The 25,458-nt window shown below is 68.9% G+C and carries 19 protein-coding genes; 7 read left to right on the top strand and 12 right to left on the bottom strand.

Annotation, left to right across the window (positions count from 1 at the left end; genetic code table 11):
- Positions 1 to 150: 150 nt before the first annotated feature.
- From CRO12_RS13955 to CRO12_RS13930, 6 genes are all read right to left on the bottom strand, one after another.
- Entirely contained in the window at positions 151 to 2,361 is a 2,211-nt protein-coding gene (locus CRO12_RS13955; protein WP_097064669.1) for a S9 family peptidase, read from the bottom strand.
- 38 nt (positions 2,362 to 2,399) lie between these two features.
- Entirely contained in the window at positions 2,400 to 3,815 is a 1,416-nt protein-coding gene (locus CRO12_RS13950) for a DUF418 domain-containing protein (RefSeq protein WP_097064668.1), read from the bottom strand.
- A gap of 68 nt (positions 3,816 to 3,883) precedes the next feature.
- Complete coding sequence (locus CRO12_RS13945) at positions 3,884 to 5,254, bottom strand: DUF418 domain-containing protein (RefSeq protein WP_097064667.1); 1,371 nt, start codon at positions 5,252 to 5,254, stop codon at positions 3,884 to 3,886.
- Between the two features lie 110 nt (positions 5,255 to 5,364).
- Positions 5,365 to 5,760, bottom strand: a complete 396-nt coding sequence (rplS, locus tag CRO12_RS13940; protein ID WP_097064666.1) for a 50S ribosomal protein L19 — start codon at positions 5,758 to 5,760, stop codon at positions 5,365 to 5,367.
- A complete protein-coding gene (gene trmD, locus CRO12_RS13935; RefSeq protein ID WP_097064665.1) occupies positions 5,757 to 6,494 on the bottom strand; it encodes a tRNA (guanosine(37)-N1)-methyltransferase TrmD in 738 nt (245 codons plus the stop codon). The genes rplS and trmD overlap by 4 nt, the downstream gene beginning before the upstream one ends.
- The gene (locus CRO12_RS13930) at positions 6,494 to 7,984 is read right to left on the bottom strand and encodes a serine hydrolase domain-containing protein (protein WP_097064664.1); all 1,491 of its coding nucleotides are present in this window, start codon (positions 7,982 to 7,984) and stop codon (positions 6,494 to 6,496) included. The genes trmD and CRO12_RS13930 overlap by 1 nt, the downstream gene beginning before the upstream one ends.
- A 91-nt stretch (positions 7,985 to 8,075) precedes the next feature.
- Here CRO12_RS13930 and CRO12_RS13925 point away from each other — a divergent pair, with 91 nt between their 5' ends.
- Complete coding sequence (locus CRO12_RS13925) at positions 8,076 to 8,987, top strand: NAD(P)/FAD-dependent oxidoreductase (RefSeq protein ID WP_097064663.1); 912 nt, start codon at positions 8,076 to 8,078, stop codon at positions 8,985 to 8,987.
- Here CRO12_RS13925 and CRO12_RS13920 read toward each other — a convergent pair.
- Positions 8,984 to 9,214, bottom strand: coding sequence for a hypothetical protein (locus CRO12_RS13920; RefSeq protein WP_097064662.1), 231 nt, complete (start codon positions 9,212 to 9,214; stop codon positions 8,984 to 8,986). The genes CRO12_RS13925 and CRO12_RS13920 overlap by 4 nt on opposite strands.
- 130 nt (positions 9,215 to 9,344) lie before the next feature.
- Between CRO12_RS13920 and CRO12_RS13915 the strand changes: the two genes are divergently transcribed.
- Positions 9,345 to 9,599, top strand: coding sequence for a glutaredoxin domain-containing protein (locus tag CRO12_RS13915; RefSeq protein WP_097064661.1), 255 nt, complete (start codon positions 9,345 to 9,347; stop codon positions 9,597 to 9,599).
- A 13-nt stretch (positions 9,600 to 9,612) separates the two neighbouring features.
- Here the strand turns inward: CRO12_RS13915 and CRO12_RS13910 are convergent, their stop codons facing one another.
- A complete protein-coding gene (locus CRO12_RS13910; RefSeq protein ID WP_097064660.1) occupies positions 9,613 to 10,536 on the bottom strand; it encodes an aromatic alcohol reductase in 924 nt (307 codons plus the stop codon).
- A gap of 63 nt (positions 10,537 to 10,599) precedes the next feature.
- Between CRO12_RS13910 and CRO12_RS13905 the strand changes: the two genes are divergently transcribed.
- The 3 genes from CRO12_RS13905 to CRO12_RS13895 all read left to right on the top strand — a co-directional run bounded on the left by CRO12_RS13905 (position 10,600) and on the right by CRO12_RS13895 (position 13,983).
- Positions 10,600 to 11,037 carry a winged helix-turn-helix transcriptional regulator gene (locus CRO12_RS13905; RefSeq protein ID WP_097064659.1) on the top strand — a complete coding sequence of 146 codons (438 nt, stop codon included), beginning with the start codon at positions 10,600 to 10,602 and terminating at the stop codon, positions 11,035 to 11,037.
- A gap of 80 nt (positions 11,038 to 11,117) precedes the next feature.
- Positions 11,118 to 11,987 carry a TauD/TfdA dioxygenase family protein gene (locus CRO12_RS13900; RefSeq protein ID WP_097065084.1) on the top strand — a complete coding sequence of 290 codons (870 nt, stop codon included), beginning with the start codon at positions 11,118 to 11,120 and terminating at the stop codon, positions 11,985 to 11,987.
- A gap of 70 nt (positions 11,988 to 12,057) precedes the next feature.
- Positions 12,058 to 13,983: a sialate O-acetylesterase gene (locus CRO12_RS13895; RefSeq protein WP_097064658.1), complete on the top strand. Its 1,926-nt coding sequence runs from the start codon at positions 12,058 to 12,060 to the stop codon at positions 13,981 to 13,983.
- A gap of 42 nt (positions 13,984 to 14,025) precedes the next feature.
- Here the strand turns inward: CRO12_RS13895 and CRO12_RS18050 are convergent, their stop codons facing one another.
- Together CRO12_RS18050 and CRO12_RS13890 are read right to left on the bottom strand one after the other, a co-directional pair.
- The gene (locus tag CRO12_RS18050; protein WP_179641039.1) at positions 14,026 to 14,169 is read right to left on the bottom strand and encodes a hypothetical protein; all 144 of its coding nucleotides are present in this window, start codon (positions 14,167 to 14,169) and stop codon (positions 14,026 to 14,028) included.
- A 9-nt stretch (positions 14,170 to 14,178) separates the two neighbouring features.
- Positions 14,179 to 21,639, bottom strand: coding sequence for a choice-of-anchor I family protein (locus CRO12_RS13890; RefSeq protein ID WP_097064657.1), 7,461 nt, complete (start codon positions 21,637 to 21,639; stop codon positions 14,179 to 14,181).
- 224 nt (positions 21,640 to 21,863) lie between these two features.
- Between CRO12_RS13890 and CRO12_RS13885 the strand changes: the two genes are divergently transcribed.
- Both CRO12_RS13885 and CRO12_RS13880 read left to right on the top strand, forming a co-directional pair.
- Positions 21,864 to 22,880, top strand: a complete 1,017-nt coding sequence (locus CRO12_RS13885; protein WP_097064656.1) for an LLM class flavin-dependent oxidoreductase — start codon at positions 21,864 to 21,866, stop codon at positions 22,878 to 22,880.
- Positions 22,877 to 23,365, top strand: coding sequence for a peptide-methionine (S)-S-oxide reductase (locus CRO12_RS13880; protein ID WP_097064655.1), 489 nt, complete (start codon positions 22,877 to 22,879; stop codon positions 23,363 to 23,365). The genes CRO12_RS13885 and CRO12_RS13880 overlap by 4 nt, the downstream gene beginning before the upstream one ends.
- Here the strand turns inward: CRO12_RS13880 and CRO12_RS13875 are convergent.
- Both CRO12_RS13875 and CRO12_RS13870 read right to left on the bottom strand, forming a co-directional pair.
- Positions 23,355 to 24,341 (bottom strand): DUF1861 family protein, encoded by a 987-nt coding sequence (locus CRO12_RS13875; RefSeq protein ID WP_097064654.1) that lies wholly within the window; start codon positions 24,339 to 24,341, stop codon positions 23,355 to 23,357. The genes CRO12_RS13880 and CRO12_RS13875 overlap by 11 nt on opposite strands.
- Positions 24,342 to 24,380: 39 nt before the next feature.
- Positions 24,381 to 25,457, bottom strand: a complete 1,077-nt coding sequence (locus CRO12_RS13870) for a glycoside hydrolase family 130 protein (protein ID WP_218838905.1) — start codon at positions 25,455 to 25,457, stop codon at positions 24,381 to 24,383.
- Position 25,458: the final 1 nt, after the last annotated feature.

The following is a 25,458-nucleotide window of genomic DNA, read 5'->3' as shown; positions in this document are numbered from 1 at the left end:
TGTCCTAGCCTTCTTCTGCCACCCCGGCGCAGGCCGGGATCCAGAGTCACGAGCGATGGCGCTTGCGCTCTGGACCCCGGCCTGCGCCGGGGTGGCGATGGAGTTACAACGGCCGACTAGGGGTCCCGACCTGGCTACACAAGCCAAGCGCTACTTGGGGCCGGCCCCGACCGTCCTATCGAGAAAACCGAGGATCGTCGTCCAGACGTGGATGTCCCGGCCGGCCGAGTGGGTCTTGCCGGGGTACATCATCATCTCGAACGGCGTGTTTGCCGACTGCAGCCTGGCCGCAAACGCGGTCGAGTTGTCGAGCACGACGTTGTCGTCGGCCATGCCGTGGATCAGCAGCAGCGGATCGGCGATCTTCGGCCCGTCCTCGATCGCGGCCGATGCCGCGTACGCCTTCGCATCGCGTCCCTTCGGGTCCGCGCCCATGTAACGCTCGGTATAATGAGTGTCGTACAGTTCCCATCGCGTGACCGGCGCACCGGAGATGCCGGCCGCGTACACGCCCGGGTTCGCCTCCAGCATCTTCAGCGTCATGTACCCGCCGTACGACCAGCCATAGGTCGCGATCCGCTTCCGATCGACGAAGGGCAACGACTTCAGATACTCGGCACCGGCCAGCTGGTCGCGCACTTCGATCGAGCCCATGGCGTGCCAGATCGCGTCCTCGAAGGCCTTGCCGCGATTGGCCGACCCGCGATTGTCGATCATGAACACGACGTAGCCGCGGTCGACCAGATACTGGTGCAGCGGATTGCCCCAATTACGGCTGACCGTCTGGCTGTGCGGGCCGCCGTAATGCTCGAAGAACACGGGGTAGCGGCGGCCGGGCTCCAGCCGCGGCGTCAGCATTTCCCAGTGCAGAGTTGCGCCATCGGCGGTCTTGAGCTCGCCGAACTTCGTCTCGGCGTGGCTGGAGAGATAGGGCTGGTAGGGGTGACCTGGCTTCAACGCATTCTCGTTCAGCCACGACACTCGGTTGCCGGTAGCGTCCGCCAGATAGATCTGGGTCGGCTGAGTCGGACTGGAGCGTGAGACGATGAAGCGGCTGGCGTTGGTGTCGGCGCTCGCCGCGTTCCAGTAGCCAGCCTCGGTCAGGCGCGTGATCGCACCGCCCCTCAGCGGCATCGAGTACAGGTGCCGCTCCAGCACGTCGTCCTTGTTGGCGGTGAAGAACAACCGACCGCCGTCCTCGTCGACGCCGGTCAGCTCCGCCACCTCCCACGGTCCCTTGGTCAGCTGCGTCCACTTGTTCGCGGCGTAGCGGTACAGGTGACCGTGACCGTCCCGCTCCGACCACCAGATCAGGCTCCCGTCCTTCAGCACGGACAACGTGTTGGACAGGTTGACCCAGCTCTTCGCGCCCGCCTGCTCGCTGAACAGCACGCTCGACTTGCCGGTCGTCGGGTCGACCTTGAGCACGTCCAGCCGTGTCTGATCACGACTCTGGCGCTGGACCAGCAGCGCGGAACCGTCCGGCATCCACTTGACCCGCGCGAGATAGATGTCGCGGTCCGTCCCCATGTCGACCTTGACCGATCCGGTGCCGTCGGGGCGCATGACGTAGAGGTCGACCAGCACGTTGGGCGTGCCCGCGGCCGGGTAGCGCTGCTCGAACACCTTGGTGCCGTCCGCGCCGATCGCGGCGCGCGTGACGGTGCCGACCGGCGCCTCGTCGAAGCGCTCGACCGCGATGTAGCGCTCGTCGGGCGACCACCAGTAACCGGTCGAGCGATCCATTTCCTCCTGCGCGACGAACTCCGCCTCGCCCCAGTGCACCGTGCCGGCGCCGTCCGGCGTGATCTTGCGTGGCTGACCGCCATTCAGGTCGGACACGTAGAGGTTCTGGTCGCGCACGAACGACAGCAGGTTGCCCTTCGGGCTGACCAGCGGGTTGAGCTCGCCACCGGGCGTGTTGGTCAGCCGCGTCACCTTGCCGTCGAGGGTGGCGAGGTAGAGGTCACCGTCGAGCGGCACCAGGATCGAGCGGCCGTCGGACGACCACTGGTAGGCGACGATCCCGCGCTGCCCGCCGATCCGCGCCCGCTCACGCTGCATCTTCTCCGCTTCGGATAGCTCCGCGCCGGTGCCGACCTTCTTGCTGTCGACCAGCATCCGCCACTGGCCGGTCGCGGTGTTCATCGCCCACAGGTCGTAGCGGTCCTTCTCGTCCGCGCGCGGGCGGAGCGAGGTGATGAGCTTCCCGTCCGGTGACAGGCGCAGCGCGCGCGGCTGCTCGCCGGCGAGATCGGGGCTCGCGAAGACACGTTCGAGCGTCAGGTCGTCGGCGTGGGCGGGAACGGTCATGAGGACGGCGGCAGAGGCGGCGAGCGCCGCGGCTAGGGTGCGAAGCATGGGGCGGGTCTATCGGCGACCCGCCCCCACGCCAAGCCTCATGCCGCGGCCGGCACCGCCGGACCCACCGACGGCACGTCGCGGCGGCGGAACGGCAGCCGCCGCCAGGCGACGATGGAGCGCCACGCCCACTCGACCGGTGCGATCGAGTAGTGGCGGACCCACACATTGGCACCCCAGAGCAGGGCGGCGTTGACGGCGAGCGCGGTCAGCATCCATGCCGCCCACCCCTGCTGCCCGTACAGGCCCAGCATGAACGGCGGATAGAGCACCCACAGACAGACCATCGTCTGGGCAATATAGACGCTCAGCGCGGTCCGCCCCGCCGCCTCGAACGGCTTCAGCGCGCGTGTGCCCGCGACCGTGCGGAGCAGCAGGTGAACCAGCGCGACGTGGCCGAGCGTGGTCGCGAGCCGCGCCACCTCCATCGTCGCCCACGTGATCGACGGACCAACGTGACCGATGATCTCTTCGACCGCTCCGATCCCGCGCGTCGACAGGCCGAAGCCGTAGGCGAGGATCAGCGTGATAATGTAGAAGCGGCTGGACCGCGCGCCCTGCAGCACGCCCCAGCGGAACAGCGCGGCGCCGACCAGCATCGTCGCCGCCGCCTCCCACACGAAGAGGATTTCCAGCCCCTTCGCCTGGATGAAGCCGGTGATCGACCACGCCGCGCCCGCCCAACTGAGGAACGTGCCGGTCTCGGCCGAGCGAGCGACATCCTCCTTTGCCATGCGCGCATTCGCGTCCGCCTCGCGCTTGTCGCGCTTCACCTTGCGATCCTTGACGTCGGCGAGCATCTTGCGCTCAGGCGCGGTCAGGGCGGTGCCGGCCTTCTGCTTGGCTTCGATCGCGGCGACCTGCTGCAGTTCCGCGGTGCGATCGACGTAGCTGTAGGCGCCCCCGCCCAGCTGGAGCAGCGCCATGGTCAGCCCGAGCGCCAGCAGCATCTTCGGCCCGAGCTTGCGGAACAGCACCGCGATCATTGCCGCGAAGCCATAGGTGTGGAGGATGTCGCCCGCCCACAGCAGGATGAAGATGTGCGCGACGCCGAACAGGAACAGGACGAAGTTGCGCCAGTAATAGGCCCTGAGCACCGCCAATGGCCCGAACAGCCGGTGCCCGATCCGCCACAGCCGCCCGCTCCGCCCCGACGCTTCGGCGGCAGCGGCGGCGCGATCGGTCAGGATCACCATGCCGGCGCCGAACAGCATCTCGAGCAGGCACCGCGCGGTGCCGTCGGCGAGCGTCATGCGCAGAAAGTAGGCGACCTCGTCCGCCCGGCTGTGACCGTAGCGCCAGAGATCCTCCCACCCCGATTCCATGGCGCCGCCCATGGCGTTGATGTTCATGAACAGGATGCCCAGGATCGCGATCCCGCGCAGGATATCGAGGCTGGCTACCCGCGGCGCGCCATCAGGCTCGGCCGCGGTCGTCATGCTGGTGCTGGTCATCCTTGTCTCTCCCCCCGGAGTGATGATCGCTACGCCTACCACATTGTTGCCGCATTGTAACGATTTTGTCAGGCCGGCAACGGCAGGCTCCCCTTGCCTAGCGGCGCCCGCTTGCGGAACGGAAGACGGCGCCCTTCCACGATCGAGCGCCACAGCCACTCGACCGGCGCGATGCGGTAGTGCCGCACCCACCAGTTGGCGCCCCACAACAGCGCGGCGTTGAGCGCGAGCGCGGTCAGCATCAGCGCCGCCCAGCCCTGCTCGCGGTAGAGGTGCAGACCGAACGGCGGATAGAGCACCCACAGGCAGATCAGGGTCTGCGCGATGTAGATGGTGAGCGCGGTCCGTCCCGCCGCCTCGAACGGCCGCAGCAGCCGCATCCCTCGCGCGCTCGCCAGCAGCGCGTAGACCAGCCCGACGTGGCCAAGAGTCATCGCGAGCCGAGCGACTTCGTTGGTCGCCCAGTAGAGGTACGGCCCGTCGCCGAACTGCATCTGCTCCCACGCGCCGATCGCGCGCAGCGGCACGCCGATCAGATAGGCGACCGCGGCCAGCCTGACGTAGAAGCCGCGCGAGCGCGCGCCGCCCAGGATGCCGAGCTTCCACAGCGCCGCGCCGATCAGCATGAAGGAGAGCGACTCCCAGACGGAAAAGATCTCTTCAAAGGTCGGGAAGCGGGTCAGCGACACGTTGGTCTGCGCCAACGCCCAGTCGCGCGCGGAGCCCAGACGGCCCTTGTCCTCGGTCGCGATCTTTTGCGCCCGTTCGGCGTCGCGCTGGGCCGATGCCTTCTCCGACTTGGCCGCCGCCGCCAGCTCCTTTTTCTGCTCGGCCGACAGCGTCCGGCCGGCACGCTGCTCGGCCTGCGCGGTCGCAACCGAACGCTCCAGCTGCACCGTGCGGTAATAGCCGAAGAACCCGCCTCCGACGAGTTGGAGGACCGCGAAGATCAGACCGACCGTGAGGAGCCAGCGCGGCCGCAGCCGGCGGAACAGCACGGCGACCATCGCCGCCAAAGCATAGGTGTGAAGGATGTCGCCGGGCCACAGCAGCAGGTACATGTGGGCGACCCCCAGCACGAACAGCACCAGGTTGCGCCACCAGTAGCCGCGCAGCAGCTGCCAGCGCGTCGCCGCGGCGCCGGCCGCGCGATCGGTCAGGATCACCATGCCGACGCCGAAGAGCAGCTGGAGCAGCCCGCGCGCGGTCCCGTTCGCCAGCACCTCGCGGATCGCCCAGGCGACCTGGTCGGCGGTGGTCCAGCCGAGATGGCGGATGTCGCCGAACGACGCGGTCATCGACTGACCCATGTCGTTGATGTTCATGAACAGGATGCCGAGGATCGCGAGCCCGCGAAGAATGTCCAGGTTGGCGACCCGCGGCGCGCCGTCCGGCTCCTTGGACGACGTCACCGCCGTGTCGATCGTCGTTGCTGTCATGCGCTCCCCCGAGTGTTGCATCAACTTAACACACCGGCGTCAGCCCGCAACCAAAAAAGGCGGCCGCTGCACTGGAGCGACCGCCTTCCAAGACATGAAGCGTAAAGCCTTTACTCGGCCGCGGCGACCTCGCCCTTGGCCGGACGCTGGTCGCGGCGCTCGGCGATGCGCGCCGACTTGCCGGTCCGGCCGCGCAGATAATAGAGCTTGGCGCGGCGCACGACACCGCGGCGCACGACCTCGATCGAATCGATGTTAGGCGAATACAGCGGGAAGACGCGCTCCACGCCCTCGCCGAAGCTGATCTTGCGCACGGTGAAGTTGCTGCCCATGCCCTTGTTGGAGCGCGCGATGCACACGCCCTCATAAGCCTGAACGCGCGTCCGCTCGCCCTCGACGACGCGGACGCCGACGCGCACGGTGTCGCCCGCGCGGAACTCGGGCAGGCTCTTGGCCTGGTTGAACTTGGCGATCTGCTCGGCTTCGAGCGTCTGGATCAGGTTCATAACTGTTCGTCCTCTGACGGGTGCCGCGCGCCAGAGGGAGGCTTGACCCGAGCGCCGACATGGCGCTCCCACAGGTCCGGCCTCCGTAGCCGTGTGTCGGTCTCGGCCATCTGCTTGCGCCAGGCCGCGATCCTCGCATGATCCCCCGATCGCAGCACTTCGGGGATCGTGCGCCCTTCCCATGTGACTGGTCGGGTATAGTGCGGATATTCGAGGAGGCCGCTTTCGAAGCTTTCCTCGACTCCGCTGGAAGGCGCGCCCATTACGCCGGGAAGCAGCCGAATGCAAGCATCGAGCAGCACCAAGGCGCCCATCTCCCCGCCCGAGAGGATGTAGTCGCCGATCGACACCGGCTCGACCGCGCGACCCTCGAAGATCCTTTCGTCGAAGCCTTCGAAGCGGCCGCAGAGAACCGCGACGCCCGGCCCGGCCGCGATCTCCCGCACCCGTGCCTGGGTCAGCGGCTTGCCGCGCGGGCTCATGGCGAGCATCGGAACCCCGCCGCAGATGCTGTCCACTGCGGCGGCGAGCACGTCAGCGCGCAGCACCATCCCCGCGCCCCCGCCGGCCGGCGTATCGTCGACCGAGCGGTGCTTGTCGGTCGCGAAGTCGCGGATCTGCACCGTATCGAGCGCCCATGCGCCTTCCCGCAGTGCCCGCCCCGCGATCGACGTGCCGAGCGGCCCGGGAAACATCTCCGGGTAAAGGGTCAGGACGCTGGCGTTGAAGGTCATCAGCCGACCGGGCGGAAGTCGATCACTTGCAGGCTGCCGTCGGGCAGTGGCGAGCGCTGCACCCGACCCTGGATGCGGCCAGTGGCGCAGGTCCACTCCCATGTCCCCTCCAGTGCGGAGATCGGGCGAACGGCCTCGTTCATCGCGCAGACGCCGACCCGCGACTTGGCGTCGACGATCTCTCGCCTGCGCCGCGCGAGATCGCGGTCGAGCGGCACGTTGACCGCCAGCGTCGCGCGGGCCGGATCGCCACTCGTCCACACCGTCTTCGCTACCTCATAGGCGCGGGCGAGTTCGGCAGAGACGGGGATCGGGCGGTCCGTCACCGCTCCCGCCGCCTTCATCGCGAGCAGCGACTGAAGCGCCGGAAGCGATGGCGCGCCGTAGGTGCGGCTGGAGAAGGCGAACACGCCAAGGCCCGCGTCCGGCAGCAGCATGACAACCGAGCCGTAGCCGGGATAGCCGCCCGTGTGCGTGACGATCCGTCCCAGGTCGCAATCGTCGATTACCCGCCAGCCCATCGCGTAGCTGCCCGCCTGCCGGCACGGCGTACCCGCCGCGGCGCTGCGGTTCGACGCGCTCGCGAAGCCCGCGCCCTCCACAATCTCGCGCACGGTCGCGCGCTTCACCGGTCCGCTGTCGACGCCGTCGCGTGCCGGCCAGGCGGCAAGCAGGAACGACACCCAGCGCCAGTAGTCATTGGCGGTCGTCTCGACGCCCCCCATGGCGCCATACGCCCCGTCCGCCATGTCGGGCTCGCGCACCCATGCCTCGTCCTGCCAGCGATAGCCGATCGCGCGGGCACCCTTCGGCGACTTGAGCACGTCGTACCCGGTAGCCCTCATGCCGAGCGGCGCCATGATCTCGCGTGAGATATAATCCTGGTAGCGGGTGCCGGAGACGTTGGAGACGATGCGGCCGAGGATCGCGTAGCCGAGATTCGAATACTCCATCCGCGTGCCCGGGGTCGTCGCGAACACCGGTCCCCTGCGCAGCATCGCGGTGAACTCCGCCTCCGGCAGCGGCTGTTGCCGGTCACCCCAGGGATTGTCCTCGACGAAGCCGGCGGTGTGGTGGAGCAGGTCACGCACCGTGACGCGCGGGCTGTCGCTGGTCGGATAGGCCCAGCCCTTCAGCTCGGGGACGTAGGTCTCTGCCGGCGCCTCCAGCGACAGCTTGCCCGCGTCGCGCAGCTTCAGGATGGCGAGCGCCGTGAACGCCTTTGACATCGATGCGATGCGGAAGCGGCTGTCGGCGGTGACCGGCGCGCGCGCGTCCTGGTCCTGCGTGCCGAGCCCCTTGACCAGCACGAGGCGACCATCCTTGACGATGCCGTAGACCAGCCCGGGAACGTGCTGCGCGCGCATCCAGTCGGCAAAGATCGTGTCGACCTGCGGCGCGAGCGTCGCCACCGACGTCGGCGCTGCCTGCGCCCATGCCTCTCCCGGCACCAGCGCAGCTAGTGCCGCCGCCATCATCAATCGCTTCATGCTCGCGTCTCCCAGCCTCCGCCCAGCGATAACCAGCGCCGCTCAGGCCGCCAAGCGGAACCGGTGCGCGAGTCGCGGCTTTGCGCAGGGCATGGACGCGGACGACTGCATCATCGTGGGCGCAGGACCGGCGGGGCTGACCGCCGCCATCTATCTCGCGCGCTTCCACCTTTCCATTCGGCTGTTCGATTGCGGATCGAGCCGCGCGGCGTCGATCCCCTGCACCCACAACCACGCCGGCTACCCCGACGGGATCGCCGGGACCGAGCTCCTGCGGCTGATGCTCGCGCAGGCCGAGAAGTACGGCGCGCGGCGAGAGGCGGTAAAGGTCACCCGCATCCAGCCGCAGGACGGCGGCTTCGTCGTGGACGCGGACGGGCGGAGCTTCGCCGCGCGCACCGTGCTGCTCGCCACCGGCGTCATCAACAACCGGCCGGACATGGACGAGCTCGTCCATGCCGAGGCGCTCGGGCGCGGGCTGATCCGCTACTGCCCGATCTGCGACGGGTACGAGGTGACGGATAAACGCGTCGGCGTGATCGGCACTGGCGACCACGGCATGCGCGAGGCGCTATTCCTGCGCGGCTACACCCGCGACGTGACGCTGATCGCGGACGGCGGCGCGCACGACCTGTCCGACAGCTGCCGCGCGGCGCTGGACGATGCCGGGATCGTGCGGCTCGACGGTCCCTGCACGCCGATCCGGGTCGACGGGGACGAGATCGTCGTGAACACGGCCGCGGGCGAGCAACGCTTCGACAGCGTCTATCCCGCGCTCGGCTCGGTCATCCGTTCCGAACTCGCGGTCGCGGCCGGTGCCCGCGCGACCGACGAGGGCTGTCTGGAGGTCGACGATCACCAGCGCACCTCCATCCCCGGGCTCTTCGCGGCGGGCGACGTGGTCAAGGGCCTCGATCAGATCAGCCACGCGATGGGAGAGGCCGGCGTCGCCGCCACCACCATCCGCAACCTGCTGGCGGAACAGCAGCCGATCCGGCGCTAGCCCTGCGTCACTATCGGGTGGCGTAGCCGGAGCTCGTCCAGCAGCGTCTCGACCGCCTCGCTCTCCCGCGCGCTGCCGCCCGGCTCGAGCGACCAGTTGCAGTGCGGGTGGGTCGCGGGATCGTGCCAGCGGACCGCGCCTACCACCTGTCGCCAGCGACGCTTGGTTCCGCCCTCCCGCTTCAGCAGCTGCGCAATCAGGAGGTCGGCGAGATCGCTGGTCGTCATCGGCGCGCCTTCCCCCAGCCGCGGGATGCGCGCAAGCGGCAGCGAGCATCTGTCCGGGTCGGAACCGATCCGGGTGCCTCACGCTTAGACGACATCGCGCGCGCGACCGCCGCGACCGGAGGATAGCTTGATGGCCGACGACCGCACCGCAACGCTCTACCGCATGGTCCTGCCCGACCACGAGTGCCCCTTCGGTGTCCACGCCAAGTCGCTGCTCGAGGAGCACGGTTACACCATCGACGACCAGGTGCTGCGCACCCGCGAGGAGGTGGAGGACGCCAAGGAGCGGTTTGGCGTGGCGACCACCCCCGTCGTCTTAATCGGGGACGAGCAGGTCGGCGGCAGCGACGCTCTCGAGCGCTACCTGGAGGCGGCGAGCGCCTGACCTGGCGTATTGCTCAGCCGCCAGCGGATCGCTGCGACAGCCACCTCGGCAGGTCGGTCACGTCCAGATCAAGCGCTGCGTTGAAGGTATCGGCCTTGTCCCACGCGACGCCCGTGTCGCGGGCGAACCCGAGCCTATATTTGGCCATGACGTCGCCTGGCTGTGTTTCAAGATCGCCGCGCAGCCGGGCGTCGTCGAGCAGTACGCGTGCGACCGGCCGGCCGAGATGCGTCTCGATCATGACGGCAAGCTCGGCATAGCTGAAGGTGTCCCCGGCAACATAGACGACCTGATCCATGATCGGCGGCTGGTGCGCCAGGATGGCGGCGGTGAGCCGGCCGATGTCGCCCGGGGTGGTGACGGTCAGTCGATTGTCCCAGCTGCCGAGCGCGCGCACGATGCCAGCGCCCAGATCGACAACGCCGAACGCGTCCTCGAACAGGAAGCTCGTGAACATGCCGGTCGAGACGATGATCCAGCTTGTCGCGTCCTGCGCGCGGAGCATGGCGCGGACGTCGGCCTGCTCGTCCCACACCTCCTGCCCGCTCCCGCGTCCTACCACGTCATAGTCGACGCCGAACTGCCAAGGCACGTAGCGGGGAACCCCGGCCTGGAGCACTGCCGCAGTGATCTTCCGTTGCGTGCCCGCGCCGCCGACGAAGCCGGTGCAGCAGATAATCGTCTGGAAGGGAGCAAAGGTCGCGGCGAGCTCGTCGCGAGAGGCGACGGCCAGATCGCGGTAGACCACCGCCACGCCCGTCGCGCGACAACGCTCCGCGGCATCGGACTCGATGCCAGCAACCGGTGGACGGAGCAGCACGCTCAGCGATCCTGCGGCCCCCGAACCGCGTTCGCGCAGGCCGTCGATCACCGCCTGCCCCAACTCGCCCGCGCCGATCACCAGCGTGCCCGTCTTGCTTCCGTTCAATCCCGTCATCACTTCCTCCTCACAGGCATGCAAGATGAGCAGGAGGCTCGCATCGCAGAAGAAGGCACATCGATGATCCCGCCCGCTGATCCCGACTTTACCCTCGCGATCGAGCGTTCACGCGCACTTTGCAACGCGCTCAGCGACGAGGATGACGGGCTGAAGCGAGACGTGCTGGCGCATGCGGGCAACCGCTGGTCGCTCGGGATCGTCTACGCGCTCGGCACCGGGGGCACGCTTCGCCATGCAGAGCTTTCGCGACAGCTGCCCGGCGTGACACAGCGCATGTTGACCCGCTCGCTCCGCCAGCTCGAACGCGATGGCCTTATCACCCGCCGCGATCATGGCGAGGTCCCCCCGCGCGTCGATTACGCGCTGACGCCGCTCGGCCGCGGACTGCTCGTCGGCACCATGCCGCTATGGACGTGGATCATCGACAATGGCGCGGCGTTTCGCGCCGCGCGCAATCGCTATGATGCGCCAGCAGCGGAACATGACCCTGCCCGATAGCTTTTCTGCGCGCGGCGCAAGCGCGACGATGTCGCGCCGGCAGCCGACCGGTGCTTGAAGGCGCCGCGAAGGAGATGGTGATGGCGACGGCGTTGGCGGTGGAGCGACAGGAGCTGACCGTCGAACCCTGCGGTCCCGTGCTGGGGGCGGAGGTGCGGGGTGTGCGGATCGGCGACACGGTCGATCCCGACATCGCCGCGACGCTGCGCGCGCTGCTCAACCAGCACAAGGTGCTGTTCCTCCGCGACATGGACCTCACCCACGAGCAGCACCTGGCGCTCGGCCGCGTCTTCGGTCCGCTCGAGGGGCACCCGGTCATCGCCCATGTTCCCGGCTATCCGGAAATCCTCGATATTCGCGGCGCAGAGGGGCGGGTCGAAGACGCCGATGGAGATCGCCGCTTCCGCACGCTCGACAAATGGCACTCGGACGTGACCTTCCGCGCCTGCCCGAGCCTTGGCGCAGTACTGCGCGCGCGCGAGCTGCCAGCGATCGGGGGCGACACCCTGTGGTGCGATGCCGCGGCGGCCTATGCCGGCCTGTCGGACGAGGTGAAGGCTTTGATCGACGAGCGCACCGCCACCCACGACCTGCTCTTCGACTTCGGCGACCGCATCGCACCCGAGCGACGCGCGGCGATGGCGGCCGAGTTCCCGCCGCAGCATCACCCGATCGTCCGCATCCATCCGGAGACCGGCGCGCGCGTGCTGTTCGTCAACGCGAGCTTCACCTCCCACATCGACGACATGGACGAGGCGGAGGGTTCGGCGTTGCTCCGCCACTTGCTCGACCAGTTCAAGACGCCCGAGTACCAGGTCCGCTTCCGCTGGACGCCAAATGCGGTCGCGATCTGGGACAATCGCTCGACCCAGCACTATCCGGTCGCGGACTACTGGCCGGCCCGGCGCCGCATGGAGCGCGTGACGATCGCGGGCGACGCGCCGCGCTGACAGCCTCATCCGCCCCCTTCCCTCGCCGCCGTCGATCCGGGTAGCAGTAAGGCAGAATGGGAGAGGCGGCATGAAGTTACTGGTCGGCGCAGTGATCCTGGCGAGCGCGACGCCGACCCTTGCGGCACCCAGGGTTGCCGGTGCCCTGTCGGACAGGGCCGTCGTGCAGCGCGACCAGGCGATCGTCGTGGCCGGGACGGCCCAACCGGGCGAGACCGTCAGCGTCGTGCTCGGCCCGGCGAGCGGGTCCGCCCGGGCGGGCGCGGACGGCGTCTTCCGAGTAGCGCTGCCGCCGCTGCCGGCTGGCGGTCCGTTTGACCTGATCGTGTCCGCCCGGAGCGGCGTCAGCGTGCTCCGCGACCTGCTGGTCGGCGACGTCTATCTGTGCTCGGGCCAGAGCAACATGGAGATGACGGTCGCGCAGTCGCAGAACGCCGGCGCGGTGCAAGGCGCACCGGGCGACGATCAGCTCCGCCTGCTGACAATAGAAAAGAACACCGGGCTGACGCCGCTCGCGCGCTTCGCGCAGCAGCCGCAGTGGGTAGCGGCCGGGCCGCAGACTTCCCCCAACTTCTCGGCGGCGTGCTTCTACATGGCGCAGGAACTGCGTCGCACCGCCAAGGTGCCGATCGGGGCGGTGCATTCGAGCTGGGGCGGATCGCAGATCACCGCCTGGATGAGCGACGCCGCCCAGCGCGCCGCCGGTCGCGCGGCCGAGGCCGACCTGCTGAAGCTCTACGCCCGCGACCCCGCCGCCGCCGTCCAGGTGGCGGCGCAGCGCTGGCAGGCGTGGTGGCGCGAGAAGTCCGGTGATGCGCCGGGTCGTGAGCCGTGGCAGCCCGGCGCGACGCTCGACTGGACGCCGGTGCCGAGCATCGGCTTCTACGAGACGTGGCCGGATCCGAAATTCGCCACCTACAAGGGCATGCTCTGGTATCGACTGGAGGTGACGCTGACGCCCGAACAGGCGCGCCAGGCGGCCACGCTCCAGCTCGGGCTGATCGACGATGTCGATCAGACTTGGCTCAACGGAAAGCCGGTCGGCGGGACCAGCAACTGGCAGCCGCGCGTCTATCCCGTCCCCGCGGGCATGCTGGTGCCGGGCCGCAACGTCCTGGTCGTCAACAACCAGAACGCCTACTCGCACGGCGGCCTCGCCGGCCCGGCGGACGCGATGAAGCTGACCTTTGCCGACGGCTCGAGTATCCCGCTCGGCACAGGTTGGCGCTACGCGGTCGTCGACAAGGATCCCGGTACCACGCCGCCGGTGCCGTGGGGCGACACGACCAGTTCAGGCACGCTCCACAATGCCATGATCGCGCCGCTCGGGCCGACGGCGTTCGCGGGCGTTGCCTGGTACCAGGGTGAATCGGACACGGGGATGCCGGGCTATACCACGCGGCTCCGCGCGTTGATGGCCGACTGGAGACGGCAGTTCGGCCGCGCCGACCTGCCCTTTGCGCTAGTCTCGCTGGCGCCGTTCGGCCGGCCCGCGACCGCGCCCGGGGAGAGCGGCACCGCCTACGTCCGGGACGCGCAGCGACAGGTGGCGGAGAGCGACGGCAACGCCGCCGTGGCGATCACGCTCGACCTGGGCGACGCGTACGACATCCACCCCGGCGAGAAGGCGGAGGTCGGCCGCCGGCTCGCCCGCGCGATGCGCCGCCTCGTCTATCGCGACCCGGTCGCACCGTCCGGCCCGCGCGCGACCAGCGCCACGTTTGTTACGAACGGCCAGGTGGTCGTCCGCTTTGCCGATGTGGACGGCGCGCTGCGCACGGAAAGTGGTGCAACCGCGCTGGGGTTCGAGCTGTGCGGCGCTGCCGCCGGAACCTGCCGCTACGCGGTCGCCCGTGCCGGCGGTGCGGAGGTGACGATCGCCGGCGATGGCCAGCCGGTGACCCGCGTACGCTACGCCTGGGCCGATACGCCGCGGGTCAACTTGGTCGACGCCGCGGCGCTGCCCGCCGGTCCCTTCGAGCTGCCAGTCCGCTGACCGAACTTCGCGGTTCCGGCGCGGACCGATCGTAGACGCTGATCAGGAACCGAAGGTGCCGGACGCGTCCGCATTGATCGGGGTCGGCGCATTGCGTGCCTCGCGCAGCGCGATGGTGCTGACGCTCGGACGCTGCCAAGGCGTGCGTGCCGGCCGGGCGACGCCCATGCGGTTCAGGTCGTTCATAAGATCCTCCTAAAGAATGAAGTCGCCGGCCACCAACGCGTGACCGCCGGTGGTGGTCACCGAAATGATCAGATCGGCGACCAGATCGCCGTCGATGTCGGCCTCCACCGTCCAGTTCGCGCCGCCGGTGTTGACCGCCCGGAGCTGGCCGGCGCCTGTAAACGCGCCCGCGCCGATGAAGGTGAAGGTGTCGTTGACGCCCGCACTGCCGGCAATTGCATCGATGCCGGCCACGTTGATCAGGTCGCCGGCCGTGAAGTCGGTGATCCGGTCGAGCGAGCCTGCCGCCGACTCGCTCGCCGCGAGGTAGAAGAAGGTATCGCCGCCGCCATTGCCGGTCAGCGTGTCGCTGCCGGCCCGGCCGTAGAAGCGATCCGCGCCGCCGCCGCCGACCAGCGTGTCGTTGCCTGCCCCGGCGTAGAACCAGATCGCACCGCCAGTCTCCGCCGATCCGTTGAACGACAGCGTCTCCCCGGCGCGCAGCCGGTTGGCGTTGACGATCAGCGTGGCGTCGTTGGCGATATTGGCGTCCGCGATCGAGACGTCGTAGCTGTAGAGCGCGCCCGAGGTGTCGCCGAAGCGCGTGTCGTTGCCGGGCTGGATCGCCAGCGTGTCGACACCGGTGAACACCTGACCGGCAAGGTTGATCGCGGTCGCGCCGGTGTAGTTGCCCTGCACGATCACCTGGTCGTCGCCGCCCGCGGCTGCGGTGATCCGGTCGCCACTGTCGAGGGCCGCACCGAAGAAGAAGCCATCGGAGCCGCCGCCCCCGCTCACCGTATCGCTGCCGCCGGCCGAGAGGTTGAAGATCTCGGTGCCGGTTCCGCCCGCCACTGTATCGTTTCCAGCCGAAGCCGCCGCGACCAGCTGGATGCGTGCCACCGCCTGGTCATGGTCGGTCGCCGACAGGCCGTCGGTGAAGCCGGCGTTGTAGTGGACCACGTCGAAGCTGGTGTTCGCGGCTAGGCTGCTCGACACCATGACATAGTCGAAGGCCTGGTAGTTGCCGCCGAAATAGTAGGAGTAGCGCTCGGCCGGGGCGAGCGTCTGGTAGAGATCGACGATCCGGCCGTCACCGGTCAGCGTCTGCACGGCGGTCTCGTACGGGAAGCCGTTGAAGTCGCCGTTGACCACAAACTTCTTGGCAGGATCGAGCGCGAGCTGGCCGTCGATATAGGCCTTGAGCGCCGCCGCCTGCGCGTTCCGGGAGCTCTCACCGGCCTGGACCGGCGGCTGGGTCGCGCCGAACAGCGGGTCGGAGCCCCCGCGCGAGGTCGCGTGGACGTTGGCGGCGGTGAACACCTGACCGTTGAAGCTGAAGTCAGCCAGCAGCGGCCGACGCGACCCGTTGTAGGCCGGATCCTCCAGCAGCCGGGCCGAGCCGGCGACATAGTCGACCCGCGCGTCGTTGTAGAGGTACCCGTTGCGGATGTTGCCGTTGGCCTGGCCGCCGGTCGAGTTGGCGACCGTGGGCGCGACCTCGACATAGGTGTAGCGCGGTCCACCCGCCGCGACGATCGCGTCGATCAGCTTCTGCGCCGATGCGGCGCCCGACAGGTTCGCGCCTGCGCCGGCGCCATCGGCGTCCTGGATCTCCTGCAGGCCGATGATGTCGGGTGACTTCAGCGCCGTGACGATCTCCGTCGCGTGGCGGGTGAAGGCGAGGTCGACCTCCGGCTGCGTGTCGCGCTCGGGATTGGTGCTGTCGGGCACCGGCGCGAGATTCTCGACGTTGAAGCTCGCATAGGTGAAGTTGAAGGCGTCGCCGACGAGGTTGGTGGTCTCACGCACCTGGGTGACATCGGTCGTGACCGTGACCGGCGCCGTCACCAGCAGTTCGTACTCGGCAAAGGCGTAGTTGAGCACGCCGGTGACGTTGCCGAGCAGGTCGCCCTGGGTGTGCCCGGGCGTGTAGCCCGCGAAGATGCCGGCATCGTCGTCGATCTGGATCTTCTCGGGGTTGTTGTCGCCGGCGCCGAGCGTGATCCCGCTGTGGCTGTTGATTCCGGTCGCGCCCGCGCCGCCGGATGCGACGACGTAGGTTTCGCCGAAGTCGTTTGTGTTGCCGACGACCAGCGGCGTCTGGACCGTGACCAGCATGCCCTCAAGCGACTCGTAGAAGTCGAGTCCGTCCATTACCGGATCGAAGCTGGTCAGTCCGTCATCGTCGATGTTGGCGGTCGGCGGGGTGCGATCGCCCGTGCCGTTGCCGGAAATCACCACCGCCGCGGGCAACGCGACGCTCTGCGCCGTCACTTGGATCGTCGGAGCGGTAATTTGGGTCAGCGACAGGCTGCCGGCGGTGGTGCTGGTGAACTCACTGACCGTCCCCGTGACGCTTACCGCATTCCCGACGGTGAGCGCAGGCCGGTTCGCGGTAAACACGAAGATGCCGTCGGACGTCGCGATATTGCCGTCGCCGGTCGGATCCTGAATGTAGAAGCCGTTGTCATCGATCGCGGTGACCACGCCGGTGGTGGTGACGCTCGCCCCGACGAAGCCCGAGCGGTGCCCGGCACCCTGAATGTCGTAGATCGCGACCGGGCCGGTGTCGTCGTTGGTGATCGTGACGCGCGCCTGGGCGTCGGGCAGGGTCGCGCCGACCGGGTTGCTGAAGTTGACGAACAGCGTCTCGGCCGCCTCGTTGGCGAGGTCTCCGGTCACGCTGATGGTAATGGTACGCGACGTCTCGCCGTCGGCGAAGCTGAGCGTCCCCGACTGCGCGACATAGTCGCTGCCGGCGGTCGCGGTGCCGTTCGCGGTGGCAAAATCGATCGTCGCCGCGCCGGTCCCGCTGGTGCGGGTGACGGTGAGCGTAACCAGCGTGGTGCCGCCGTTACCCTCGGCCGCGCTCACGTCGTTGATCACGAAGACGCCGTCGGTGCTGAGCGTCGCGTCGACGGTCAGATTGTCGATCCCGACCTCGTCCCGGTTGCCCCCGCCGCTCGAGTTGAGGTGCGTCCAGCGCAGGAACAGGAAGCCGCCGTCACCGACCGTCAGCCCGGTGAGCGTCGCCGCCTCCGGGGTCAGCGTGAAGCTGGTGGCGATCGACGCGTCGGCGGTCGCGGGAGTCGCGAAACTGGTGTCCGGCGCGACCGTGAAGTTGGTGCCGTCGGTCGAGTAGGAGAGCTGGAGGTTGCTCGAGCGCGCGCCGCTGTTGCGGAACGCCCAATCGAACGCGACGGTGAAGCTGGTCGCGGTCAGCCCGCTGGTGTTCTGGATGCGCGCCTCGATGAAGCCGCCGACGTCGATCTCGGCGCCGGTCGGCTGAACGACGAGCGCGCCGTTGGTGGAGGGCGAGTAGACGCCGGCGGTGAGCGGATCGGCGGTGCCCGCGATCGTGCCGCGCGCGAAGTCACCCGTCGCCGCGGTGAAGCCATAGGCCGGATTGGTGTTATCGCTCAGCCCGACGACACGCCAGACATCGGAGTCGAGCTGCCCGACACCCGGTGTCGGCGCGAAGCCGGCGGCGGTGAAGCCGGTGAAATTCTCAGCGAAGATCCGCCCGCTGGTCGGCACGGGATCGTCGTTGGTGATCGTGCCGGTGCCCTGGGCGGTCGTGATGGTGGCGTTGGTCGGATTGGAGATCGTGACGACGACCGTCTCCGCCTGCTCATAGGTGGTGTCGCCGTTCACGACGACGGAGAAGGTCGTGCTGGACTGGCCCGCGGCAATCTGGCCGGTGGTGGCCTGCGCGACATAGTCGGTGCCGGCGGTCGCGGTGCCGCCGCCGGTCGCGATCGAGAAGCCGATCCCGCCCGCGCCCGCCGGCGCGCTGGACGTCACGGTGTAGACCAGCGTCGTGGTGCCGCTGTCACCCTCCACCACCGTTGCGTTGCCGATCGAGAGCGTCGGCGCGGCATCGTCGTTGGTGATCGTGCCGGTTGCGCTCGCCGCAGCGATCGTCGCCCCGCCCTGCGGTGCCGACAGCGTCACCGTGAAGGTCTCGTCCGGCTCGAACGCCGTGTCGCCCGTCACCGGGATGGTGATGGTGGCGGTGCTCGCCCCGGCGGCAAAGGTGACGGTGCCGCTCGGCAGCGTGCCGCCGAAGTCGGCGGCGTCGGTGTTGCCGTTGGTCACGGTGTAGCTGGCCGACACCGCACCGTCCGTGCCGCCCGAGCGGGAGACGGTGAAGGTGATGGCGCCCGTGCCGCTGTTCCCCTCGGCGCCGCTCGCCGGCGCAATCGACAGGCTGCCGTTCTGGGGCACCGCGACGCGGTACAGCGTCACCGTGCCCGACACCTCGTTGGCGGTGGCGAGCAGCGCGGTGCCGGTCGGGCTCTGAGCGGCCGGGATGAAGACCAGAGTCTCCGGCCCCAAGTCGTTCGCGGTGGCGGGCGTGAAGCCGACGAAGCTTGCCGCAGCCGGATTCGTGATGTCGTAGATCATCACGCCACCGACCCGCTCCAGCGCAATGAAGGCGTAGGTGCGGTCGCCCACCGCACCGATCGTCACGCCCTCCGGCTCCGGCCCCTTGTCGTCGGAGCGGGTGTCGAGCGAGCTGGCGGCCAGCGACTGGTTGACGTTGAACACGGAGGCATAGTCGCGCGCCAGGATCGCCTCGAACTCGCCGCCGCTCTCGCGCACCTTGGTGACGGTACCGTCGCCGTTGTCGCGGAAGATCGAAAAGCCGCGCCCGCCGATGTTGTAGATCTGGTCGAAGTCGCCGTCCCCGTCCGTGTCACCGATCGTGGTCAGCACGTTCAGGCGCCCGAGCGAGGCATCGGCCTTGAGCGCCGCAGCGTTGGGGAAAGCGGTCGGATCGAGCACGTAACCGGCACTGCTGAGGCGCACCACCTCACCGACGTCCGCGTCGTTCGGCGCCAGCGCGCGCGCGTCGCCCTCGTTCGCGGTGACGAAGTAGGTGACACCGCCCACGGTATAGGTCGCGATCGCGTCCGGCTGTAGCAGGCTGGTAACCGGCGCGTTGACCAAGTTGATCGCGGCGGTGCTGCCCGCGCCATCACGGTCGCTCGGGTCGAACATGTTGCCGGCAAGCGAGTGATCGACTCCGCCGAGCGGCTGGATCGCGGTGATGCTGTTGGTCGTCAGGTCGACGATCGCGACGGCATTGACCTCCTGCAGCGTCACATAGGCCTTGGTGCCGATGACGCTGATGTACTCGGGCTCGATGTCGGTGCTGGCGAGCTGGCCTGGCAGGATCGGCAGCCCGCGTCCGCGCAGGATCGCCTCGCTGCCGTTCAGGGCGGCGAAGTCGATCGTGTTGGTGACCGCGCCGGTCGCGACGTCGATGATGCTGATCGAGCCCGGGGTGGAGACCGTCGCGGTGTTCTGCGCCTCGTTGGCGACGAGCACGCGGGAGCCGTCGGCGCTGAAGGTCACCTGGTCGGGGAGCACGCCGACCTGGATCGGCGCGCCGCGCGCGGCGAGCGTGGTCGCGTCGAACAGCGCGACATAGCCGGGCTGGTCGCCGGCCGCCGCGTTGTAGGCGACCGCGACGACGCCGCCGCGCACCGCGACCGAGTTGACGTTACCGTAGTTGACCAGACCGCCGAGCGCGATGCTGCCGGCCGCGGTCAGCGTGCCGTCGGCGCCGACGGTGAACACGTCGACGCGCTCCGCGCCCGTGCGGGCATTGGTGACGTACAGCCGCGTGCTCGTCCCATTGGACTCATAGGCGATCGACTCGGCACCCTCCGCACCGAGAACGGTGCTCGCCCCGAGCCGGGTCAGCGCGATCGCGTTGGTCGCGGTCGGCGTGATGCTGGCTCCCTGCAGCGACGGCGAGGCCGCGTTGATCAGGATGCCGCCGACGGTCGCCCCGGCATCGTCGTTGACGATCGTGCCGACGCCCTGCCCGTCCGCGATCACCGCGCCGGTCGCGTTGCTGAGGTTGACCAGCACCGTCTCGTTGCCTTCGATGGCCGTGTCGCTGTTCAGCGTCACCCGCACGGTCGTGCTGGTCGCGCCTGCAGCGATGGTGGCCGTCGTGCTGAGCGCGACATAGTCGCTGCCCCCTGTCGCCGTGCCATCCGCGGTCGCGGCCGTGAAGCTGATCCCGCCCGCCGGTGCCGGAGCGCTGGCGGTGACCGTGAAGACCAGCGTGCGGGTGCCCGCATCGCCCTCCACGATCGACACGTCGCTGATCGCGATGGTCGTGTCGTCTGTCTGGATCGTGCCGACCCCTTGCGCGTCGGCGATCGTCGCATTCACCGGCGAGGACAGGTTGAGGAAAAGCGTCTCGTTGCCCTCGACGTCCGTGTCGCCGTTGACCGTCACCGAAACGGTCGTGCTGTTCGCGCCCGCCGCGATGCTGGCGGTGCCGCTGGTCGCGACATAGTCGCTGCCGGCCAGCGCGGTCCCGTCCGCCGTCGCGAAGTTCACCTGGATCCCGCCCGCACTCGCCGCGACGCTGGAGGTGATGGTGAAGGTCAGCAGCGTCGAGCCCGCATTCCCCTCCGCCACGGTAACGTCGTTGACGCTGAGCGTCGCCCCTGCATTCGCCGCTTGCGGTGCGAAGGCGATGCCGCGCAGCGCGGTGTTGGCGGTGGCCGTCGCGACCACGGTCGACGAGCCGCTCAGTGCGCCGTTGTAGCCCGAGGTGTCGAGGTAGGAGACGATCTGCTGCGGAACGCCCGCCGCCGTCGCGGTGGTCGCATAGAGCGACACCTGCGTACCGCCGCTGGTCGCCCCGGCCAGCCCGCGGATCGCACCCGCGATCGTGCCGTTCAGCGTCCAGCTGCCGCCGACCAGCGAGTATTTGGACAGCCCGGCGGCATCATCGGCCACGTAGAGCGTGTCGACGCCGGCGACTGTGGTCGTCAGGTCAGCGAAGAAGAACTCATACGGCGAGCCGCCCGACGTCGGGTACCCAAGCAAGTTGGTGATCGTCTGACCGCCGGTCGTCGGCGTTCCCGTACCCACCGTGCCGATCCGGATCGCGCCGGAGCTTGCGCTGACATAGACCTGCCCGTCGAAGATATCGATCGCACGAATGTTGGTGATCGGCGTGGTCGCGATCGACGTCGACGTGCTCGCGCCGAACTCGGCCAGGCGTACGCCGTTGGTGCCGGTGCCGCCGGTGCCGGACACGTAGAAGCTGCTGCCGTTCAGGCTGGCGACGCCGCGGAAGTTGTCGCCGGTGAACGCGTCGGTCAGCGAGGTGCTGGTGTCCGCGATCCCGTCCGCGCCGACCCGGGCGATCGTGCGCGAGACCGTTGTCGCGGCAGAGCTGGTCACGCCGGTCGTGCCTACGCTTGCGTCATAGCCCCCAAGCAGCAGGTACCGACCGTCGGCGCTCAGCGTCAGGAGCCCGTTGGAAGTCGCGGTCCCGCTCTGCGTGAGGGCGTTGACGGTGGCGGTAGCGGTGTCGGGAAGCGCGATCGACTGCACCAGCGTACCGGTGACCGTGTATTCGTCGAGGAAAACCGCGGTCGCTGCGTTGGACAGCGCGCCCGTTCCGGTGCCGACGCGATAGACAACGAGATTTCCGGCAGTGAAGTTGGCCATCGGACGGCTCCATCGACGAGGTGCGATCACCCGCGGGACCGCGGGTCGGATGATCTGCGTTAGGGAGCGGATATGACGATCCGAAGACAGTCCTGTCGAGCCCAAGCAGCATAGGCACCTATCGAAGCATCGGTACGCGAACGCGCCGTGCCACGGCGGGACGAAACGATCCGTTTTACGGCCGGCGCTTACTGTTCGAGCGAAAGGCGCCCATCTCTCAGCCCATGAAAAACATCGGCTTTCTCTCGTTCGGCCACTGGTCGGATACGCCCTACTCCGCCACGCGCTCGGCCGCCGACGTGCTCCTCCAGTCGATCGATCTCGCGGTCGCCGCGGAGGAGCTGGGCGCGGACGGCGCCTACTACCGCGTGCATCATTTCGCGCGGCAGCTCGCTTCCCCGTTTCCGCTCCTCGCCGCGGTCGGTGCCCGCACCCGTAGGATCGAGATCGGAACGGGGGTGATCGACATGCGCTACGAAAATCCCTTCTACATGGTGGAGGATGCGGGTGCGGCCGACCTGATCAGCGGCGGCCGGCTCCAGCTCGGGATCAGCCGCGGCTCGCCCGAGCAGGTGATCGAGGGCTGGCGCCACTTCGGCTATGCGCCGGCCGCGGGCGAGAGCGACGCCGACATGGGTCGCCGCCACGGCGAGCAGTTCTTCGATCTGCTGGCGGGCAAAGGCTTCGCTCAGCCGAACGCCCGACCGATGTTCCCCAACCCGCCGGGCCTGCTCCGGCTGGAGCCGCACGCCTCGGGCCTGCGCGACCGGATCTGGTGGGGTTCCGCATCGAACGCCACTGCCGTCTGGGCAGCTCAGCGCGGCATGAACCTCCAGAGCTCGACGCTCAAGCAGGACGAGTCGGGCGAGCCGCTCCACATCCAGCAGGCGCGCCAGATCCGGTTGTACCGGGAAGCATGGGCCGCGGCCGGGCACACGCGCCAGCCGCGGGTGTCGGTCTCGCGCTCGATCTTTGCGATCACCAATCAAACCGACCGCGACTATTTCGGCCGGGGGGAGAGTGGCGACCACATCGGCGTGATCGACAACATGCGCGCGGTGTTCGGGCGTACCTACGCCGACGAGCCCGATCGCCTCATCGATCAGTTGCGCGGCGACCAGGCGATCGCGGAGGCCGACACGCTGCTGCTGACCGTCCCGAACCAGCTCGGCGTCGATCATAACGCGCATGTGATCGAGAGCATCCTGACCCATGTCGCGCCCGCGCTCGGCTGGCGGTGACCGTCGAGCGGATCGGACTCGGCGGCGGCTGCCACTGGTGCACGGAGGGCGTGTTCCAGGCGCTGAAGGGCGTCGATCAGGTCGACCAGGGCTTTCTGTCCTCGACCTCGCCGTGGGACGCGTGGTCGGAAGGCGTGGTCGCGCACTTCGATCCCGCGGCGATCAGCCTGGCGACGCTGGTCGAGGTGCACCTGCGCACCCACTCGGGCAGCGGCACCTACTCGCCGGGCGGGCGGTACCGCAGCGCGGTCTACATTTTCGACGCGACGCAGTCGACGGTGGCCAGGGAGGTCATCGCCGCCGTTGCCGCCGAGCGCGACGAAGCGCCCCGCACGCTCGTGCTTCCCCTTGCCGGCTTCCAAGCCTCCGAGGAGCGCTACCGCAACTACTACCGTACCGATCCCGACCGGCCGTTCTGCCGCCGCTATATCGATCCGAAGCTCGACTATCTGCGGCGGCAGTTCGCGGACCTGACTAGGCCCTGAGCCGGACGTCCGTCGGCTGCGCCGCCGCCCGGGACAGCCCGCGCGCGAGCGGCGCGTCGAAGGGATAGTCGATCTCCACCCACTGCGCCTCCGCGTCCGACGTTCCGGCATAGAGCCGGGTCGATCCGGCTGCCTGCTCGATCCCGGAGGAGAACACGACGTCGATCAGGTCGGGCCGCTTGGCGGCGCCGGGGGCGAACTGGCCGCGCGCGGCGATGATGCGATAGTCGCGCCACGCCCGGGCGGCGGGATCGAAGACGAAGGCCACGGCATAGTAGCGCCGCATGCCGTAGAGAATGTCCTGATCGAAGAAGGCGGCGTGCGCGATCACGCCGATCTCGCCGGTGCTGAGCAGATGCGCCTCGTTGGCGCCGCCCCAGTCGAGCGGATGGAACATTCCCTCCAGCATCGGCGCCGCCTCGATTGCCGCGATCGACAGTGCGTCGAGCGTATCCACCTCCGTATAGCCGATCGTCCCGCGCCCGCCCTTCGCCCCGCGCGGTCGGGTGAACACGGCGACCCGGCCGTCGGCGAGCGCGCAGAGGCGGATGTCCTTCATGCCGACCGGCCCGGCGAAGAAGGGCCGGAGCTCGAACAGGTCGCGCCCGCGGTAGAAGACGGTGTGCCAGACCGGCTCGGCAGGGGTGAAATCGACCTCGACACCGCCGAACACCAGCTCGTCGCCGATCTGGGTGACGAAGGGATCCTGGAGCGCGAAGCGCGGCGCGTCCGCGATCGGCAACCAGCGCTCACCGTCCTCCTCGAAGAAGATCACGGTGCTGTGTTCGCTGTCGCGCGCCTCGACGCGGCCGCCGATCACCCGCCGCCCGGCGGACCAGAAGGGTGCGGTGATGTTGTAGACGTCGCGGTCGCCGACGCCTGCGAAGTGCAGCTTGCCGGTCGGCGGTGTCGGCTCGGCGGTCGCGGACCAGGCGTCGAACAGCGTCTCGACACGGGGGATGCTCTCGCGGGTCACAATGGTCTCCTGAGGTCGGTGATCGGTGGCGCGGCTGGGCTAGACGCCCATCGCCGCCCAAAGCTCGGTAACCGGCACGGTGCCGAGCGCCATCACTTGGTCGGCCGCGCCGTAGTAGACGCGCAGCTCGTCGCCGACGATGACGGCACCGCAGCTGAACAGCACGTTGCCGAAGAAGCCGGTCAGCTCGTACGGCTCGCTCGGCTGCGCAAGCGGCGGCGCCAGGCGCGCGCGAACGATCCGTGGATCGTCGCGGTCGAGCAGCAGCGCCCCCAGGCTGTAGCGCTGGTCGGCGTCGACGCCGTGGTAGATCTGCAGCCAGCCGCGATCGGTCTCCAGCATCGGCGCGCCGCCGCCGATCTTGCTCGCTTCCCACCCGCCCGGCACTGCGCCGGCGAGGCGCTCGTGATGGCCCCAGTGGAGCAGGTCGGGCGACCGCGCGATCCAGATTTCGGGCGTGCCGAGGTGTCGTGGCGCGGGGCGGTGAAGGCACCAGTAGTGGCCGCCGATCCGCCGCGGAAACAGGCACACGTCGCGATTGTCGGGCGAGAAGATGAGCCCGAGCCGCTCGACGCCGGCGAAGTCGTCGGTGACCGCGAGCGCGGTCGCGATGCCAAGTTCGGATACGGCGGTGTAGTTGATGTAGTAGCGACCTTCGATCTCGGTCAGCCGCGCATCCTCGCACCCGAACCGTTCGTAGCGGGTGGTGGGGAAAAGGAACGGCTCGTCGTCGATCGTGAAGTCGGTGCCGTTGCTGCTGCGCGCGAGGCGCAGGTGCGACAGCGAGGTCAGATAGACCTGCGCCGGGTCCGCCCGCAGCGCGATCATGCGCGGGTCGGCGAAGTCGTAGTCGGGATCGTCGGTGCGCAGCGTCTTGGTGGTGCAGCGCCAGACCGCCCCGTCCGCCTCGAGCAGGGGGACGCAGACGGTACCGGCATCCGCGACGGGCACGCTCTCCGCCACCCGCAGCAGCATGATCGTCTCGCCGCCGGCCTGGGCGACCCCGGCGTTGAAGGCGCAGTCTACCCGCCAGTCGGGACGGCTCGGCCGCACCTGCTCCGGGGTGATCAGCGGGTTGCCGGGAAAGCGCCGCAGCAGATCGGGTGGGGTGGTCATC

This window comes from Sphingomonas guangdongensis, from assembly GCF_900199185.1.
In the GTDB taxonomy this organism is placed as follows: Bacteria; Pseudomonadota; Alphaproteobacteria; order Sphingomonadales; family Sphingomonadaceae; genus Sphingomonas; species Sphingomonas guangdongensis.
Note: the sequence above shows the minus strand (reverse complement) of the source record. Positions and strands in the feature narration are given on the sequence as shown.

Excerpts from the sequence above, each read along its gene's own strand:
- CRO12_RS18050 (WP_179641039.1), bottom strand. The coding sequence starts at position 14,169 with ATGAACGACCTGAACCGCATGGGCGTCGCCCGGCCGGCACGCACGCCT.
- CRO12_RS13890 (WP_097064657.1), bottom strand. The coding sequence starts at position 21,639 with ATGGCCAACTTCACTGCCGGAAATCTCGTTGTCTATCGCGTCGGCACC.
- CRO12_RS13905 (WP_097064659.1), top strand. The coding sequence starts at position 10,600 with ATGATCCCGCCCGCTGATCCCGACTTTACCCTCGCGATCGAGCGTTCA.
- CRO12_RS13895 (WP_097064658.1), top strand. The coding sequence starts at position 12,058 with ATGAAGTTACTGGTCGGCGCAGTGATCCTGGCGAGCGCGACGCCGACC.
- CRO12_RS13925 (WP_097064663.1), top strand. The coding sequence starts at position 8,076 with ATGGACGCGGACGACTGCATCATCGTGGGCGCAGGACCGGCGGGGCTG.
- CRO12_RS13955 (WP_097064669.1), bottom strand. The coding sequence starts at position 2,361 with ATGCTTCGCACCCTAGCCGCGGCGCTCGCCGCCTCTGCCGCCGTCCTC.
- CRO12_RS13885 (WP_097064656.1), top strand. The coding sequence starts at position 21,864 with ATGAAAAACATCGGCTTTCTCTCGTTCGGCCACTGGTCGGATACGCCC.
- CRO12_RS13900 (WP_097065084.1), top strand. The coding sequence starts at position 11,118 with ATGGCGACGGCGTTGGCGGTGGAGCGACAGGAGCTGACCGTCGAACCC.
- CRO12_RS13910 (WP_097064660.1), bottom strand. The coding sequence starts at position 10,536 with ATGACGGGATTGAACGGAAGCAAGACGGGCACGCTGGTGATCGGCGCG.
- CRO12_RS13950 (WP_097064668.1), bottom strand. The coding sequence starts at position 3,815 with ATGACCAGCACCAGCATGACGACCGCGGCCGAGCCTGATGGCGCGCCG.
- trmD (WP_097064665.1), bottom strand. The coding sequence starts at position 6,494 with ATGACCTTCAACGCCAGCGTCCTGACCCTTTACCCGGAGATGTTTCCC.
- CRO12_RS13930 (WP_097064664.1), bottom strand. The coding sequence starts at position 7,984 with ATGAAGCGATTGATGATGGCGGCGGCACTAGCTGCGCTGGTGCCGGGA.
- CRO12_RS13945 (WP_097064667.1), bottom strand. The coding sequence starts at position 5,254 with ATGACAGCAACGACGATCGACACGGCGGTGACGTCGTCCAAGGAGCCG.
- CRO12_RS13915 (WP_097064661.1), top strand. The coding sequence starts at position 9,345 with ATGGCCGACGACCGCACCGCAACGCTCTACCGCATGGTCCTGCCCGAC.
- CRO12_RS13870 (WP_218838905.1), bottom strand. The coding sequence starts at position 25,457 with ATGACCACCCCACCCGATCTGCTGCGGCGCTTTCCCGGCAACCCGCTG.
- CRO12_RS13920 (WP_097064662.1), bottom strand. The coding sequence starts at position 9,214 with ATGACGACCAGCGATCTCGCCGACCTCCTGATTGCGCAGCTGCTGAAG.
- rplS (WP_097064666.1), bottom strand. The coding sequence starts at position 5,760 with ATGAACCTGATCCAGACGCTCGAAGCCGAGCAGATCGCCAAGTTCAAC.